Genomic DNA, 14,761 nt, shown 5'->3' on the forward strand with positions numbered 1-14,761 from the left:
CGCACCATAGCAGGTCTGACCAGTACAAATAATGCCGCTTTTCCCAATTGGCAAGGGCTGAACTTCATTTACGAACCAGAGGGTTCAGAAAGTACCAGATGCAAGGCGCAAGAAAAGACACTGGAACGAAGCGTATTCAGACATACGTGAAGTTTTCAGTGTTTTTCGCAGCAACGCCGCAGATGGTGCTTTATCAGCCTTCTGGCAAGGGCTCTATGTAATGATAACCCCGGCGTAGGCCACTACCCGTTCGTAGTCACCAGTCGCCTGACCTGAGTTGGTATACTGCACAAGCTTGCCGGAAGTGGCACCGAGCTTTTTGGCGGCGAACATTGCCATAGTCATGGGCAGGACACCGCACATGCTGATCTGATTGGATGAAACAATGGAGTAAAGGTCGGACGGGTCCATACGGATGATCGCCTCAAGAGCCATAGAATCGAGTTTCTTGGCCTGATCAGCAGAAACGAAATGACTCATGTCGGAGCTGACAACCATAGAGATGGGCTGTGAAGAATCTTTCATTATTTCCGCTATGGCCTCACCTGCCTTGCGCAGATTGGACGGAGAAGCCTCTGAAACACAAACCGGGACTATCTTCATTGCCGGATTAAGGTAATGCAAAAAAGGCACTATAACTTCAAGGGAGTGCTCCCGCGAATGGGCCTTTTCATTTGAAACAAAACCGGTTCTACTTTCAATGAGCTTTGCGGCCAGTTCCTCATCTACATCCAGCTTGCCGCCGGGAAATTCCCAGCTTCCTTTATCCCAGACAGACAGAGGGGACCCGAGTCCGGTATGATTGGGGCCAAGCAGAAACACAGTGTCAGACAGCTTGCTCTGGGCAAGAGTTTTACCGCAGGGTTCACCGGAAAACATATATCCTGCATGTGGAACCATAATCAGGCGGTCAACCGGACGGTCGCCACCCGCATTCTGCGTTCCTGAATACATTTGAAGCTCCTTGCGAAGCTGATCAGGACTGTCCGGATAAAAACGTCCGGCTACTACGGGCTGTCTGTTCATATTTACCTGCCTTAAAAATTATTGAAATACCGGGTCCGGCTGAAACTTGGAAGCATCCTGCTCAATCTTGTGGGTTGCCAGCGCGGAAGTTGCAAGACGTCCGTAAAGATCGCCCGGTTTTTGCTTGGCAACTTCTTCCATCAGTTTCTTCCACTCGGAAACAGCCCCGGCCTTTTCGTAAAGCTGGGCCAGACGGAAGCGGGATGAAGCCCATTCAGGATCAGAAAGCGGGATATACTTATCGTATTCCGCAGCCCACTTAAGAGCTTCACGGTAACGCCCGGAACTTTCCGCCGCGAAGATTGTCATCAGGATGCAATCCTTGATCTTTTCACGGTCTCCCCCGGTCTCAAGGAGCATGGCTAACGCTTCCTGCGCATATACGAAAACCTTCTTCAGCTCTTTCTTCTTCATGGAAGACTTGGCCATGTAATACATGGCATAAGCGCGCGAAGACTGGGGCAAAAGCAGATTTGAAGCCAAGCCAGCCCAAAGAGGAGTACTACGCTCAGTCTCTCCGAGATTTTCGTAAGCCATAGCCTGTGCGTATTCTATATGAACCTTCTGCTTCGGATCAAGTTTCCACTTATCCTTAGCAAGGTTGACCAGTGCGGTTACCTTACTCCAAGCCTGTTCATCCACGTAGATACCAAGGGCCATATCAAGAGCCATTGCTGAGTACTTAGGAATTTCCTCACCCTGCAAATAGCGTTCAATCAATTCCAAGGCCCTTGTCGGCTGCTCTTTCTTCCAGAAGCTGAGCGCTACACCAAGCCTTGTCTCATCATTAACATCTTTGCCTTCATTATTCTTTTGAGCATACTTGTTCCAGTAATCGACAACACGGCCGTAGTTCTCATCCCGAACCAGTTCCGGTACAGCCTTATCAAAAACTCTTGTACCAAGTTCACTGGCCCGATCTCTCAACCCGCTACGCGGATATTTATCAAGAAAACCCTGAACCGCACCAAGGCAGTCTCCGTATTTTTTGTTCCAGTAATACCACATACCGAGCTTTAGTTGAGCAAGCGGAGCAAGCGGGCTATCCGGGAATTTCTCAATAATATGAGTATAAATTTTCTGCGGCCTGAGGTTGTAAGGACGGTCAAAGACCTTGTCCATCTGGCTCATGCTTGGATCATCATAAATGCCTTCTTCAGCAAGACGCATCATGGAAACAAGCCCACCCTCTTTGTCGGGAAAATCTTTGGCCGCTTTTTCGTAAATTTCCTTGGCTGCGGTTTTCTGGCCGGTCTTAAGATAAATATCGCCGATGCGCGCCAAAACAATATCCGCTTCAGGAGCTTCCGGGGCAAGGTTGTAGTAAGCCCAATAGTTTTCACGGGCCTGCTCTATCTTGCCCAGCCTGTTCTGGGTATTGGCCGACATAAGGAGGAAATTCAGATCTTCAATGTAGAAACGAGGCCAGCGTTTATCAATATAGTCAATAATTTGGAAAGCCTGTTCATCATAACCAAGAGCATCCAGAGACTTGGCAAGGCCGAGTGCGGCATCACGGACAATCTTACTGTCCGGATACATCTGAACCAGATACTGGAACTGGTCCGCAGCCTTTTCGTATTCCTTCATACCGAGATAGTACTCACCCCAATAGTAACTGATATAAGGAATGTTGGGATCGTTGGGATACTGGGATTTAAGAAGATTAAAATAAGCCTTGGCCTCAGGCATGTTGCCTACTTTAAGGTTAAGCAACCCCAGATTAAGTAAGGCCATAGGGACATTCGGAGACTTGGTGTCCGCATTCATTGCTTCCATCCACGCACTGGCAATTTCACCGAAATTATCAGCCATGGCTTCACGATGCAGCTCGGTAAGGCCCTCAGCTTTACCGTAAAGAGCGCGCAAACGCATATCCAGCGGCAACTCTTTCATTAAGGAGACTTCTGTAAAGCCGTCTATTGCAACTTGAATCTCCCCTTCATCCAGAGCTCCTTCCGCAGCAAGCAGAACGCCCTTGGCGACCTTTATCCGGTCCTCAGGGGTCATTTCTTTCTCGCCCTCGACACCATCACCGCCTTCTACTCCATCATCAAGCTGCTCGGAATCTTCCACTGGATAGGCATCAGAAGCTGATGAATCCTGTTCACCTTCTACGGCTTCATCCCGAACATCAGTCCCATTGTCAGCCTCACGGGTAGACTCAACAGCTCCTTCATCTTCAAGAGCGGGGTAATCAGCAGCCTCAAAGGAATCTTCATTACTCGGTGGAGGTGTTACCTGCCCAGATGCGGAGGATTCAGGCGGGGCTATTTTGCCGGAAACCTGACCGGAAACACTGCCGGTTGCCTGTCCTCCGGACTGGGAAGGAGGCGGAGCAATCCTGCCGGAGACACTGCCGGACGCACTGCCTTCGGATTGCTGCGGCGGGGCGACTGAACCGGATGCACCTTCGCCTTCGGGAAATTCTTCTTCATAAGCAGCTTCATCAACACTTTCGTCGACACCTTCATCAATAATCTCATCTGAGGGAGGAGGTGCAATGCTTCCGCCAGCTGATCCACCGGAACTGTCCGTTTCTATGCGGGCGACAACCTGTCCACCAGAATCGCCGTTATCAACAACACGGCGGGCAATGCCACCAGCCCGTGCCGGAGGTACCGAAGTATCAACAGGCTTAGCCTGCCCCGGACCGACGTTAGCCACAGGAGCACGATAAGTATAAGGAACAGAATAAAATGGACGTTTTACAGGCTGAGGAGGGACCTGTTCAACCGGAGTCTCTTCTGAAACCTGCTCCAACTCCTCTTTGAGTTGTGCTGACTCTTGGTCTTCAGGCAGATCGACTTCTTCAATTACCGGAGGTTGCGGAGGCTTAGCCTCAGCCTTCAGAGCTGTTTTTTTTGCGGCTGCAACACGAGCCGCTTCAGCTTTTTCTTTTGCTTTCTTATCAGCTGCGCGTTTTGCCTCAGCCTTTTTCTGAGCTGCGATTTTCTTTTGAGCAGCTTTTTTACGATCAGCTTCACGGCGGGCTTTCTCTTCAGGCGAACGCCATTTGGAGCCAATGGGATCACGGAAAAACTGAATCGTCATTTGCCCGTTACCAGCAGGCATGCGGATAAAGCCAAAAGCACTGGTCCGGGTTCCGATGGTGATGGAACTCGGGCCCATTTGCAGGGAATTGACCAAACGTAAAGAGGATAAAGGAGCCGGGGTTGGCTGCTTTTCCCCCTTGAGAGCATTTTTGGGAAAAGAAATGGTTATCTGCTGCCGTCCGGTACGGGCAACTTTCCCAGAAAGATTTTTCTGGTCAAAGACAAGACGTATGGAATCCATGTCAGCCTTGGTCTCAATAAAGTACTCCAAGGCATGACCAGGATTAGGGCAGGCGAGCCAAAAAACGACCGCCATAAAAAGGGTCCGGACAACTCCGGTAAGTCGGCTAAGCGTCACAATTAACTATCTTTGCAATATTCCTGCCTACCCCTCACAAAATCCACACTTTTTGTAAAAAATTAAACTTCCAAATTCCTTTTCTTGATCTTTTCAATCAGCGTCGTCCGCTTCACTCCGAGAAGTTCTGCGGCCTTGTTCTTAACGCCACCGGCTTTTTCAAGGGCCTCGATCATGAGACGGTCTTCGACCTTCTCCAGAAAATCCTTGAGTCCGTTGGCTCCCTGCTCTTCCATATCTGAAAGGGTGGGCCAATTGAATCCAACAGGCTGCATAAGTTCGGCAACCTTTTTCTTGGGTTCCTTACCCACATCTTTCCAGATTTTTTCCGGCAGGTCATCGGGAACGATTTCATCATCATCACAAAGGATGCACATACGTTCCATAAAATTTTCAAGCTCACGGACATTCCCCGGCCAAGTGTAGGAGACCAGCATATCAGCTGCATCGGACTGAATTCTAAGCTGTTCCATATCCTTATCTTCAGAAAAACGGCCAAGAAAATGCTTTGCCAGCAAAAGCACGTCCCCACCACGCTCACGAAGCGGAGGGAGATGCATGGGAATAACATTCAGGCGGTAAAAAAGGTCCTCGCGAAACCTTCCTGCGGCAACCTCCACTTCAAGATCCCGGTTGGTTGCAGCAACGATACGTACATCCACCTTTTTGATGGAAGTTCCACCAACGCGTTCGATTTCTTTTTCCTGAAGGACTCTCAGAATTTTGACCTGCAGGCTCAGATCCATTTCACCTATTTCATCAAGGAAAATGGTCCCGCCGTCAGCCAGTTCGAAACGTCCCGGACGGGAACGCACTGCATGGGTGAAAGCACCCTTCTCATGTCCAAAAAGTTCAGATTCCAGCAACTCCTTGGGGATGGCCCCGCAGTTTACCGGAACAAAAGGCTTTTCCTTTCGTTTGCTGTTGCGGTGCAAGGCACGCACAAGCAGCTCCTTACCCGTGCCGGATTCCCCGGTTACCAGCACGGTACTGTCTGTGGGCGCTACCTTTGCGAGAATCGCAAAGACCTCCTTAAGCGCAGGACTGTTTCCAATTATTCCACTTAAATTAAGAGCCATTCGGCCTCCCAAATTATTCTAGTCCGGGGAACTTTTTTAGTTCTGTTCCGCCTTGTACGGATTACTCCATCATATAAAATGGATAACCCTACACATTCACTGTCAATGAAATGACGCAAAGTCAATATGCAATTGAATTTTTCTTGCAAAAATCAAATAAAAAACAGTCGAATATCCTAATTTAGGCCACAGGAAATGAAAAATCACTCCATATCTTCCAATTCCCTGCCCTTGGTCTCCCGAACCATAAAGAGAACAAAGAAAAATGAGAGCGCCGCAAAAAAGGCATAAATGGAGTAAGTAATGCCCAATCCGACCCGGCTTACAAGTGAGGGAAAGGAAGCGGAAACCATGAAATTTGCCACCCACTGTGCCCCGGCACCAAGAGCAAGAGCGGAGGCACGAATACGGTTGTTGAACATCTCACCGAGCAGCACCCAGACCACAGGTCCCCACGAGAATCCGAAACAGAAAACATAAAGGTTGGCGGAATATAGTGCGGTTGTGGCAGATGCTCCCTGCAAAACAGGATGTCCGGTCGCATCAAGGGGGGCATTGCCGAACAAGTAGGCCAAAACGCCAAGAGTAACCAACATTCCAGCCGATCCCGCCAAAAGCAAAGGTTTTCGGCCTACCCGATCAATAAGTACAATCGCAACCAGTGTAGTCACAATATTTACGACCCCGGTGATCACGGTAATCCACAAAGAATTTTCCTCGGAAAACCCGACACTGCGCCAAAGCATGGAGCCGTAATAAAAAATAACATTAATACCTACAAATTGTTGCAAGACAGAAAGCCCCAGCCCGATCCAGACGACAGGATGCAGTCCCCCTTCACATCTCAAGGCTGCAAATGAAGGAGTACACTCTATCTTAAGACTGCCCTTGATTTCTTCAATTTTATCAAGAGTCTTCTCACCAAGAACTTTTGCAAGGATGCCCTCTGCCTCTTTCTCTCTTCTGGAAGCAATAAGATATCGGGGGGATTCCGGGATCATCAGAGCTGCAAATCCGTACAGAAGAGCAGGCGGGACCTCAGCCCAGAACATCCAGCGCCAAGTTTCAAACCCGAGCCAGAGCACATTATCCGCCGATCCCCCTGCAATGCCCACCAACATGTAGTTGCTGAGCATAGCAACGAAAATCCCGACCACAATGGCCAGCTGTTGCAATGAACCGAAACTTCCGCGCAGGCTGGCCGGGGAAATCTCCGCAATGTAGGCTGGAGTAATGGCACTGGCAAGGCCGATCCCCACGCCACCAAGAAAACGCCAGAAAATAAAATCCCAGACAGTGATTGGCAGCCCGGAACCAACTCCACTGATGGTAAATAAAAACGCCGAAAGCAACATGGGCTTGATGCGTCCGTAACGGTCCGAAACCGATCCCGAAAGCAAAGCACCTACAGCGGAACCTATCAACGCGAGAGAAACAGACATTCCCACCAACACCGGACCGACCTTGAAATAATCACCCAGCGCAACCACAGCGCCATTAATGACCGCAGTATCAAAGCCGAAAAGAAAGCCGCCGAGTGCTGCGGCAGCTGAAATAAGGAGGACAAAAATTACCGATGCTGATTGCTTGGGATCGTGGGGGGGACTTGCAGACATACTCACCTTCTTATGGTTGGGTAATTACAGCTGAGCAACAGTAACAAACAATACAAGCTGTTACCATACTCTCCGTATCAATGTCACCACAACTTCAAGGCAACCACCGTAAAAACAAAAAAAAGGAGATACCGACCAAAGTCAGTATCTCCCATTCTTTCATAAAACCGCGAAGCGAATCTTTATTTCTTAGCTCTTCTGGCAATCTCTTTTGCCGGGATGATTCCGGTAGCGGAAGCGGAAACAATGTTCCCTGCTACACCCGGACCGTCACCTGCTACAAAAAGGCCTTCCAGCGCAGTTTCAAGCTGGTCGCTGGTTTCCACCTGAGTGGAAAAGAACTTGATTTCAGGTGCGTAAAGCAGAGTTTCCTCGTTGGCAACACCGGGAACTACATCGTTAAGCTTCTCGAGACCTTCAATGAGGTTACGCACGATACGCTCAGGCAGGGCCATAGCTATATCACCGCAGGTAACGTTCTTCATAGTCGGCTCAACAAAGCTGTTACGAACACGGTTCCATGTGGAACGGCGTCCGCGCTTAAGATCACCAAAACGCTGAAGAATGGGCTTGCCGCCGCCGATGATGGTGGCGAGCTTACCGATGGATTCACCATAAGCCTGGTTATCGGTAACAGGCTCTTCAAGCACAACCTTGGACAGGAAGGCGAAGTTGGTGTTCTCGGATTTTTTATCCATGTAGGCATGTCCGTTTACGCAGACAAAATCCTGATAGTTTTCAAGAGCTACAAATCCACCCTGGTTGGTACAGAAAGTACGGACCTGATCATCGTAAGTATTAGTGCGGATAAAGAAGGTGGGGTCATAGATCACGGAACAGAGATCGCGCATGATATCGCCGTGCACTTCCACACGAACACCGACCTCGATACCACGCTGGGTAATGGCAAGGTCGTGCTTCTTGGCGACACTACCCATCCACTCGGAACCGACACGGCCCGGAGCGAGAATAACGTTCTTGGCTCTATATTCGCCTTTCTTGGTAACAACCCCGGCAAGTTCGCCGTTTTCAATGAGAATGTCATCTACATGCTCACCGGTACGAAAAGTTACACCCTTGCTCATACAGTAATCAGCCATTCCGGCAATATGTCCGGGAAGGTTGTCACTCCCAAGGTGCTTCTGCTTGATCAGCAGCAAATCGATGCCATGTTTGAGGGCATCTTTGCGGATATTCTTGGCTTCTTCCATGTTGGTGGGGTAAACCTGACCGTCCATGTTGAAGCGGTTGAAAATTTCTTCGGTTTCATCAATGAGGGCTTTCGCCGCGGAAACCGACATAAACTGGGTAAGGTCGGTTTTGCCGAGCTTGTGAATATAGTTGAGCTTGCCGTCGGAAAAAAGGCCAGCCCCGCCCACACCGGAAAGGATGTTGCAGGGTTTGCATTTAATGCATTCCTGATCCCCGGTTATGGGACAATGTCGTTTAAGGGACGCCTTTCCCTTTTCGATGACCAGAACATCAAGGTCGGTATTCTCGCCAAGGTAATAGGCTGCGAAAAGTCCCGCAGGACCACCGCCGACAATAATTACATCAAACTCTTTCTTCCCGTTATCTTTCGGGCTCATAATATTCTCCAGTATTGGTCTTTTTCGCCTGCTTTGCGCAACCCGCGCAGGCATGCCAATATACGCTTTTATCCATAGAATTTCAAAATTGCAACCTTTTATTATTTTTTTCAAATTCAATAAAAAACATATATAATCAACAACTTAAAACACACAAAACAAATTATCAGTTACACTTAAAGCGATCCCTCTTGACCCAGAGCAATTACTTTTCTACATGGATTAGTAAACCAAAAGGAAATTTCATGAGACTGACAACTAGAAGCAGATACGGAACCCGAATGATACTGGACATTGCCACGCACTGCACCGCAGGCCCGGTCCGTATCAGTGACATTGCCAGCCGTCAGGGACTTTCAACAAAATACCTTGAAAAGCTCATCCGCGAATTAAAAAAAGCCGGATTTATTGCCAGCAAACGCGGCCCCGGCGGTGGACATTCATTGGCAATGGCCCCGGAAGATATAACAGTAGGCGCGGTGGTTAGAAGCCTTGAGGGGGATGCCGGACTGGTTGAATGTCTGGATAACGACGACCTCTGTAAGCGCATTGACAACTGCCCCACTCGCGAGGTCTGGATCAAAGCCAGCAAAGCCATGTACGCAGCCTTGGATGAAATATCCATTGCCGACCTGCTCAAGGAAGGCTCTTTCTGCGTCAAGACCAACCCTTTTTAAATAATACTCAAATTGATTTTGCACCCCTGCCCCGTGTCCTCGGGTCAGGGGCTTTTTTTTGTAAGAACATCTTTCTTTGCGAATATTTCGCTTAATTTATCTTGCGAATGAGCCAAAGATTATTCTACATTCACACACATGATTTACAAACTAACAACTCTCATTGTCATTATCTGCGCTGCAGCCCTATTCACTGCTGCCCATTTTTCTTCACCTCCAAAGAATCTGGGGATTACTGGCGGCAACCTTTCCCCATGCCCGAACAGCCCGAACTGCGTTTCCTCACAGGAAACCGACAAAGAGCATTCCACCCAGGCATTCAAAGCCAGCGGCAGCAATAAACAAGTCATGAAAAAACTAAGGTCCTGCATTAAAAAAATGGGTGGAAAGATCACTTCCCGCAGCGGCCCTTACCTGCATGCTGAATTCAGGAGCAAATGGTTCCGTTTTGTAGACGACCTTGAATGCATTTATGATGAAGCGGAAGGAAAAATTGATGTCCGATCCGCAGCACGACTCGGCTATTCCGATTTCGGAGTGAACAAAAAAAGGGTTGATGAATTGCGCAGACTTTTTGAGGAAGAATAAAATTCTGGTCATAGCAACTTCCTATAGAGAAGAAAAATACCACTCCGTCTTAACTATCAGTTTTAAATATTCGACTGATCCTCCCACCTGAGCTTAAGGATTTACTCTAAATCACAATCAGGAGGAGAAACAAATGACTTTTAGCAAAAAAATGATGGTAATGCTCGGATTGGCAGCACTGCTTCTTTGCGTTGCAGGAAATGCTTTCGCCATGAAAGACAGCTACAATTACATGAGCCCCGCAGCCCTGCAGAATGCTATCGACACTAAGGCAGATGTTGCCATTGTTGACATTCAGGTAGCTGAAGAATTTAAGTCTCACCACATCAAGGGCGCAATTGAGACCTGCGCTTACCCGGTTAAGACAGTTGCCGACACTGAGAAACTCAATACAACCCTGAACAGCCTCAAGAGCTCAACACAGCCTGTTGTTGTCATCTGCCCGCGCGGGAAAGGCGGCGCGGAAAGAACAGTAGACTACCTCGCCAAACAGGGAATCTCTCCTTACCGCTTATTCATTCTCACCAATGGTCAGGACGGCTGGCCCTATGCCGTTGAATCAAACTAAGATAACAACATAGATTCCTTAAAAATCCCCTTCTGTCGCAACTTCGGCTGAAGGGGATTTTTTATTGTCCCATTGCTTTCCTGCCTTCCGGGTAAACAGTTGACGACACCGAAGAACTATTGTGTATTGATATAAGTATAACAAGAATCAGATTAACAAGGAAAGCAGCATGACAAAACTAGGTAGAGCTTATCTTCTGGCAATTGCATTTCTCCTTGCGGCGACAGTTACTGCCGCTGCCGCCGAATGGAGATTTCCCGGGGAGTTTGAAAAGCAGGAAAGGGTTTACCTTGGCTGGCTAAGTAAAGAATATGTAAAAGGGTACCAAACCGACACTGTTCTTCTGGAAATTGCTAAAAACCTTGCCCCCTATACTAAAATCACAGTCTGCGTCCCCGAAGAGCGCCACCTCAAGCACGTGCAGTCTTTATTAAAAAAGAACAAACTTCCCATGGACAAAATTTCATTCCAGACCATCCCCTTCACCATGCTCTACTGGCGAGATTTCGGCCCTATTTTCACTACAGACAAACAAGGAAACAAAAGCATTGCCGATTTCAGCTTCAATTGCTGGGGCTACTTTCCGCAATCAGATACTCAATCCCGAATTATGGAACGAGTCGACCGCGACATTGCCAAAGTACGTAACATTCCTTCAAGGATGACCCGTCTAGTAAGCGAGGGAGGCGATCGAGAACTGAATGGTAAAGGAACACTATTGGTCACTGAAGCCTGCGAATTCCAACGCAACCCCAACCTTTCACGCGCTGACATTGAAGTAGAACTAAAAGAAATGCTGGGCGTAACAAATATTATCTGGCTGAAAAAAGGAACAGTGGATGACGATGCCTACAATGTAAGCACTCTGCCCGGACCGGACGGCAAGGGAGTGGCCTACCGCAGCGCTGCCGCCAATAACCACATTGATGAATACTGCCGCTTTGTATCTCCGGATACCATCCTGCTGGCGGAAGTAAGTGAAGAGGAAGCGGCGCAAGGTCCGGTGGAAGCTGAAAACCGCCGGCGTATGGAAGAAAACTACCGTATCCTGAAAAAAGCAGTTGATCAGGACGGCAAGCCATTCAAGATCATTCGCATCCCCATGCCGGAAACATTGTACTTTGAAGTCACTCCGCAGGATGAAGCATACTACGGGTTGGTCTCATTCCCCCGTTTTTCGGACGGAACAGCTTTCCCAGTAGGACAGTCGGTACAGGTGGTTCCGGCGCAGAGCTATTGCAACTTCCTGATCTCCAACGGCGTGGTACTGGCTCAGAAATACTGGCATGAAGGTCTGCCTGAAAAAGTAAAAGAACGCGATGCTGAAGCGCTGGAAGTACTAAAAAAAGCATTCCCGAACCGTAAAGTTGTTACCATCAACACCCTCGGAATAAACTTCGGTGGAGGTGGGATTCACTGCTCTACCCAACAGGAACCGTATACTGGTAAGTAACACCAACAAAAAAACTCCCGCCGGAAAAATCCAGCGGGAGTTTTTTATTCCCAAAGTGTCGCCGCAATCGCTCTATCCTTTCGGTAAGCAACTGCGGCTGTCGGCGGAGATCAGGTGGGGATTAATCCCCTCTGCCTCCTTAATTATAATAGTAAGCACTTATTTAGGTTTGGCAATACTTGCAAAGGCACAATGATTGTGAATTGATTCAAAACTTTCCACATCAACTTGGTACCACAAGATTTTAGAGTGTTTTTCCAGCCCCATAGCGGCATTGCGAACTACATCTTCAACGAAGGTGGGATTTGAAAAACTTTTTTCAGTTACATGTTTTTCGTCCTCACGCTTAAGCAAAGAGAACACTTCACACGAACCGGAAGCTTCGGCAATCTCCACAAGATCCTCAATCCAGACAAAGCCCTTTGACTTGGTCCTGATGTGAACCACTGCCCGCTGACTATGTGCGCCTTCATCGCTGATCGCCTTGGAACAAGGACATACAGTCATAACCGGAACTTTTACACCGAGGGTGAATTCCAGATTATCACCGACCATTTCGCCTTCCACTGTACACTCATAGCTCATGATCCCCTTACGTCCGCTGACCGGGGATTTTTTTTGCAGGCAGTAGGGAAAGCTGAGTTCTGCGTGAGCACGTTCAGCTTCAAGGCGGCGCAGGATGTCACTGAGCAGATTGTAAAAACTCTGATAGTCCAACTCTTCGGACCAATCTTCAAGAGCTTCTACAAAACGGCTCATGTGGGTGCCTTTGAAATGTGCAGGCAGATCAACAGATAAAGCTACTTTAGCCATGGTGCTCTGACTGCCGGATTCCCGGTCGCGCACCACAAGGGGGAGAGTCAAATCCCGCACACCGACCCTGTCGATGGACATTGCCACTTTTGCGGGACTGTTCTGTACGTCTTCCATTTTAAACGAGTTCCTCACCAGTGGTGGTCAAGCCGAGCTTGCCGTGCTTTACGCCTTTTGTAGAAATCAGGCGGTGGGCCAGTTCCTTGATTTGCTTGCCGTCACCTTTAAGGACCATGACTTCAAGACAATTGTCGTGGTCAAGATGCACATGCAGGGTGGACATGATCAGATCATGACTGTCGTGCTGCAACTCGGTGAGTCGCTGGGAAAGTCCACTCTGGTGATGATCGTAAACGAGAGAAAGGGTCCCGGCCATTTGACCGTCAGCCTCATCCCATTCCTTTTCCACCAGCATGTTGCGAATCAGATCGCGAATAGCCTCGGAACGGGTCTGGTAACTCTTCTCGTCACAAAGCTTGTCAAATTTCTCAAGAAGATCGGAATCAAGGGAAACCCCGAAACGTATAGTTTTACCCATTTCAAACCTCCGTAAAAATCATATGGATTTGCCGGGAACAACTTCCCGGATATTAACAGTCATTTCCGCATTGCAGCAGGCTGCCTTTTCGGTCAGAGGCAGTGCTGTTTTCCAGCCTAAAGCTTCAAGCTTTTCCCAGACCGGAACTGAAACATCACGTACCGGCTCGGCCATCCAGATGGTACCGCCCGGCTTAAGAACCCGCCGGAAGAGCTTTTCCAGCGGATCAAAAAATCTTTTTTCGTAGAGGATATCCCCGCCCCAGATAAAATCAAAGGAATTCTCTGCAAGGGACGGCTCGCGCCAGTCCATCTGCAACCAGAGCGGCTGGGAAGTGCTATTTGAGAAGGCATTGTCTTTTGCAAAATAGAGCGGCGGCAATTCATAATCAAAAGCCACAACTTCAGCCCCAAGAGACTGCCCTATAACGGCTGTCAGCCCCAGTCCGCAACCAAGATCAAGACATTTGCGTCCTTTGATTAGATCCGCATTGCGGTAAAGCCATTCACCAAGTAAAACACTGGCCGGCCAAAGTTCCGCCCAATATGGAAGACGTTCGTCATCTCCGAACTCATCTTCTCCTATTTCATCCCAGAGGGTTTCAAGATCAGCTGTGCGCTCAATCTTCCAGACCCGTCCGGCGGTCTCTACTTCTATCAATTCCCGTTCACCGGAAACATAATCTTTCAATGAAAAGCACTCCTATTTGGTCTTCTGCGTATGCTTTTTTTCGCCAAAACACAAGAGACAGTAACACGAACTATTCAAATGCAAAATTATTAAATCATTCATTTTTAAGTTATGGATAATTTTACAGAATATTTTTCTGCAAATTAGCCTTGCAGAAGCCTTTTATTTCTTAAGCAGGAATGCTATCAGGAGCGAGTTATCCATAAAGACACGGTCAAACAACAAAACAACTCAGTCTATCCATAAGAAGGAGGCCCCATGATTCCGCAGGAACTTCTTTACGCCAAATCTCACGAATGGCTCAAGGTTGATGGTGAAAACGGTGTTATCGGTATCACCCATTTTGCTCAGGAACAGCTCGGCGACCTTACTTTCGTCGAACTCCCGCAGGAAGGCGACACTTTCGCAGCAGGCGACGAATTCGGTTCTATTGAATCCGTAAAAGCAGCCAGCGAAATGTACGCTCCGGTTGATTGTGAAGTAGTTGCAGTTAACGAAGCTCTGGAAGACGCACCCGAAAAAGTCAACGAAGACCCTTACGGTGACGGCTGGCTCATCAAAGTCAAAATCACCGGCCCCACTGACGCTCTTCTTGATGCCGCAGCTTATGAAAAGGTAACTGAAGAAGAAGCTCACTAATCAGGAGCCGTTCTTTTATATAATAGTACACAATATTCCCCGCCGACCGCTTAAGTCAGCGGGGATTTATT

Annotated in this window: 13 protein-coding genes; 5 read left to right on the top strand and 8 right to left on the bottom strand. The window is 48.3% G+C overall.

All coding sequences use genetic code 11. The features are described from left to right. Window positions 1-213: 213 nt before the first annotated feature. The 5 genes from amrB to DESAL_RS15120 form a co-directional block, all read right to left on the bottom strand. Complete coding sequence (gene amrB / locus DESAL_RS15100) at window positions 214-1,026, bottom strand: AmmeMemoRadiSam system protein B (protein WP_015852850.1); 813 nt, start codon at window positions 1,024-1,026, stop codon at window positions 214-216. Window positions 1,027-1,044: 18 nt separating this feature from the next. Further along, entirely contained in the window at window positions 1,045-4,398 is a 3,354-nt protein-coding gene (locus DESAL_RS15105; protein WP_015852851.1) for a tetratricopeptide repeat protein, read from the bottom strand. A gap of 104 nt (window positions 4,399-4,502) precedes the next feature. Beyond that, the gene (locus tag DESAL_RS15110; protein ID WP_015852852.1) at window positions 4,503-5,519 is read right to left on the bottom strand and encodes a sigma-54 interaction domain-containing protein; all 1,017 of its coding nucleotides are present in this window, start codon (window positions 5,517-5,519) and stop codon (window positions 4,503-4,505) included. A gap of 203 nt (window positions 5,520-5,722) precedes the next feature. Beyond that, window positions 5,723-7,135, bottom strand: a complete 1,413-nt coding sequence (locus DESAL_RS15115) for a sugar porter family MFS transporter (protein WP_015852853.1) — start codon at window positions 7,133-7,135, stop codon at window positions 5,723-5,725. Window positions 7,136-7,317: 182 nt separating this feature from the next. Then, entirely contained in the window at window positions 7,318-8,724 is a 1,407-nt protein-coding gene (locus DESAL_RS15120; protein WP_015852854.1) for an NAD(P)/FAD-dependent oxidoreductase, read from the bottom strand. 245 nt (window positions 8,725-8,969) lie between these two features. Here DESAL_RS15120 and DESAL_RS15125 point away from each other — a divergent pair, with 245 nt between their 5' ends. From DESAL_RS15125 to DESAL_RS15140, 4 genes are all read left to right on the top strand, one after another. Further along, window positions 8,970-9,401: an RrF2 family transcriptional regulator gene (locus tag DESAL_RS15125; RefSeq protein WP_015852855.1), complete on the top strand. Its 432-nt coding sequence runs from the start codon at window positions 8,970-8,972 to the stop codon at window positions 9,399-9,401. A 138-nt stretch (window positions 9,402-9,539) separates the two neighbouring features. Beyond that, window positions 9,540-9,989 (top strand): DUF1499 domain-containing protein, encoded by a 450-nt coding sequence (locus tag DESAL_RS15130; protein WP_015852856.1) that lies wholly within the window; start codon window positions 9,540-9,542, stop codon window positions 9,987-9,989. Between the two features lie 133 nt (window positions 9,990-10,122). Continuing rightward, window positions 10,123-10,557, top strand: coding sequence for a rhodanese-like domain-containing protein (locus tag DESAL_RS15135; RefSeq protein WP_015852857.1), 435 nt, complete (start codon window positions 10,123-10,125; stop codon window positions 10,555-10,557). Window positions 10,558-10,726: 169 nt separating this feature from the next. Continuing rightward, window positions 10,727-12,010 (top strand): agmatine deiminase family protein, encoded by a 1,284-nt coding sequence (locus DESAL_RS15140; RefSeq protein ID WP_015852858.1) that lies wholly within the window; start codon window positions 10,727-10,729, stop codon window positions 12,008-12,010. A 159-nt stretch (window positions 12,011-12,169) separates the two neighbouring features. Here the strand turns inward: DESAL_RS15140 and folE2 are convergent, their stop codons facing one another. The 3 genes from folE2 to DESAL_RS15155 are packed head-to-tail and all read right to left on the bottom strand — an operon-like array spanning window position 12,170 to window position 14,051. Further along, complete coding sequence (folE2, locus tag DESAL_RS15145; protein ID WP_015852859.1) at window positions 12,170-12,940, bottom strand: GTP cyclohydrolase FolE2; 771 nt, start codon at window positions 12,938-12,940, stop codon at window positions 12,170-12,172. A gap of 1 nt (window position 12,941) precedes the next feature. After that, entirely contained in the window at window positions 12,942-13,361 is a 420-nt protein-coding gene (gene nikR / locus DESAL_RS15150; RefSeq protein ID WP_015852860.1) for a nickel-responsive transcriptional regulator NikR, read from the bottom strand. A gap of 18 nt (window positions 13,362-13,379) precedes the next feature. Next, entirely contained in the window at window positions 13,380-14,051 is a 672-nt protein-coding gene (locus tag DESAL_RS15155) for a class I SAM-dependent methyltransferase (RefSeq protein ID WP_015852861.1), read from the bottom strand. A 258-nt stretch (window positions 14,052-14,309) separates the two neighbouring features. Here DESAL_RS15155 and gcvH point away from each other — a divergent pair, with 258 nt between their 5' ends. Continuing rightward, window positions 14,310-14,690: a glycine cleavage system protein GcvH gene (gene gcvH / locus DESAL_RS15160; RefSeq protein WP_015852862.1), complete on the top strand. Its 381-nt coding sequence runs from the start codon at window positions 14,310-14,312 to the stop codon at window positions 14,688-14,690. Window positions 14,691-14,761: the final 71 nt, after the last annotated feature.

This window comes from Maridesulfovibrio salexigens DSM 2638, assembly GCF_000023445.1.
Classification (GTDB): domain Bacteria; phylum Desulfobacterota; class Desulfovibrionia; order Desulfovibrionales; family Desulfovibrionaceae; genus Maridesulfovibrio; species Maridesulfovibrio salexigens.

Coding starts and splice junctions, on each gene's coding strand:
- DESAL_RS15115 (WP_015852853.1), bottom strand. CDS start 7,135: ATGTCTGCAAGTCCCCCCCACGATCCCAAGCAATCAGCATCGGTAATT.
- nikR (WP_015852860.1), bottom strand. CDS start 13,361: ATGGGTAAAACTATACGTTTCGGGGTTTCCCTTGATTCCGATCTTCTT.
- DESAL_RS15140 (WP_015852858.1), top strand. CDS start 10,727: ATGACAAAACTAGGTAGAGCTTATCTTCTGGCAATTGCATTTCTCCTT.
- DESAL_RS15130 (WP_015852856.1), top strand. CDS start 9,540: ATGATTTACAAACTAACAACTCTCATTGTCATTATCTGCGCTGCAGCC.
- DESAL_RS15120 (WP_015852854.1), bottom strand. CDS start 8,724: ATGAGCCCGAAAGATAACGGGAAGAAAGAGTTTGATGTAATTATTGTC.
- amrB (WP_015852850.1), bottom strand. CDS start 1,026: ATGAACAGACAGCCCGTAGTAGCCGGACGTTTTTATCCGGACAGTCCT.
- DESAL_RS15105 (WP_015852851.1), bottom strand. CDS start 4,398: ATGGCGGTCGTTTTTTGGCTCGCCTGCCCTAATCCTGGTCATGCCTTG.
- DESAL_RS15135 (WP_015852857.1), top strand. CDS start 10,123: ATGACTTTTAGCAAAAAAATGATGGTAATGCTCGGATTGGCAGCACTG.
- folE2 (WP_015852859.1), bottom strand. CDS start 12,940: ATGGAAGACGTACAGAACAGTCCCGCAAAAGTGGCAATGTCCATCGAC.
- gcvH (WP_015852862.1), top strand. CDS start 14,310: ATGATTCCGCAGGAACTTCTTTACGCCAAATCTCACGAATGGCTCAAG.
- DESAL_RS15110 (WP_015852852.1), bottom strand. CDS start 5,519: ATGGCTCTTAATTTAAGTGGAATAATTGGAAACAGTCCTGCGCTTAAG.
- DESAL_RS15125 (WP_015852855.1), top strand. CDS start 8,970: ATGAGACTGACAACTAGAAGCAGATACGGAACCCGAATGATACTGGAC.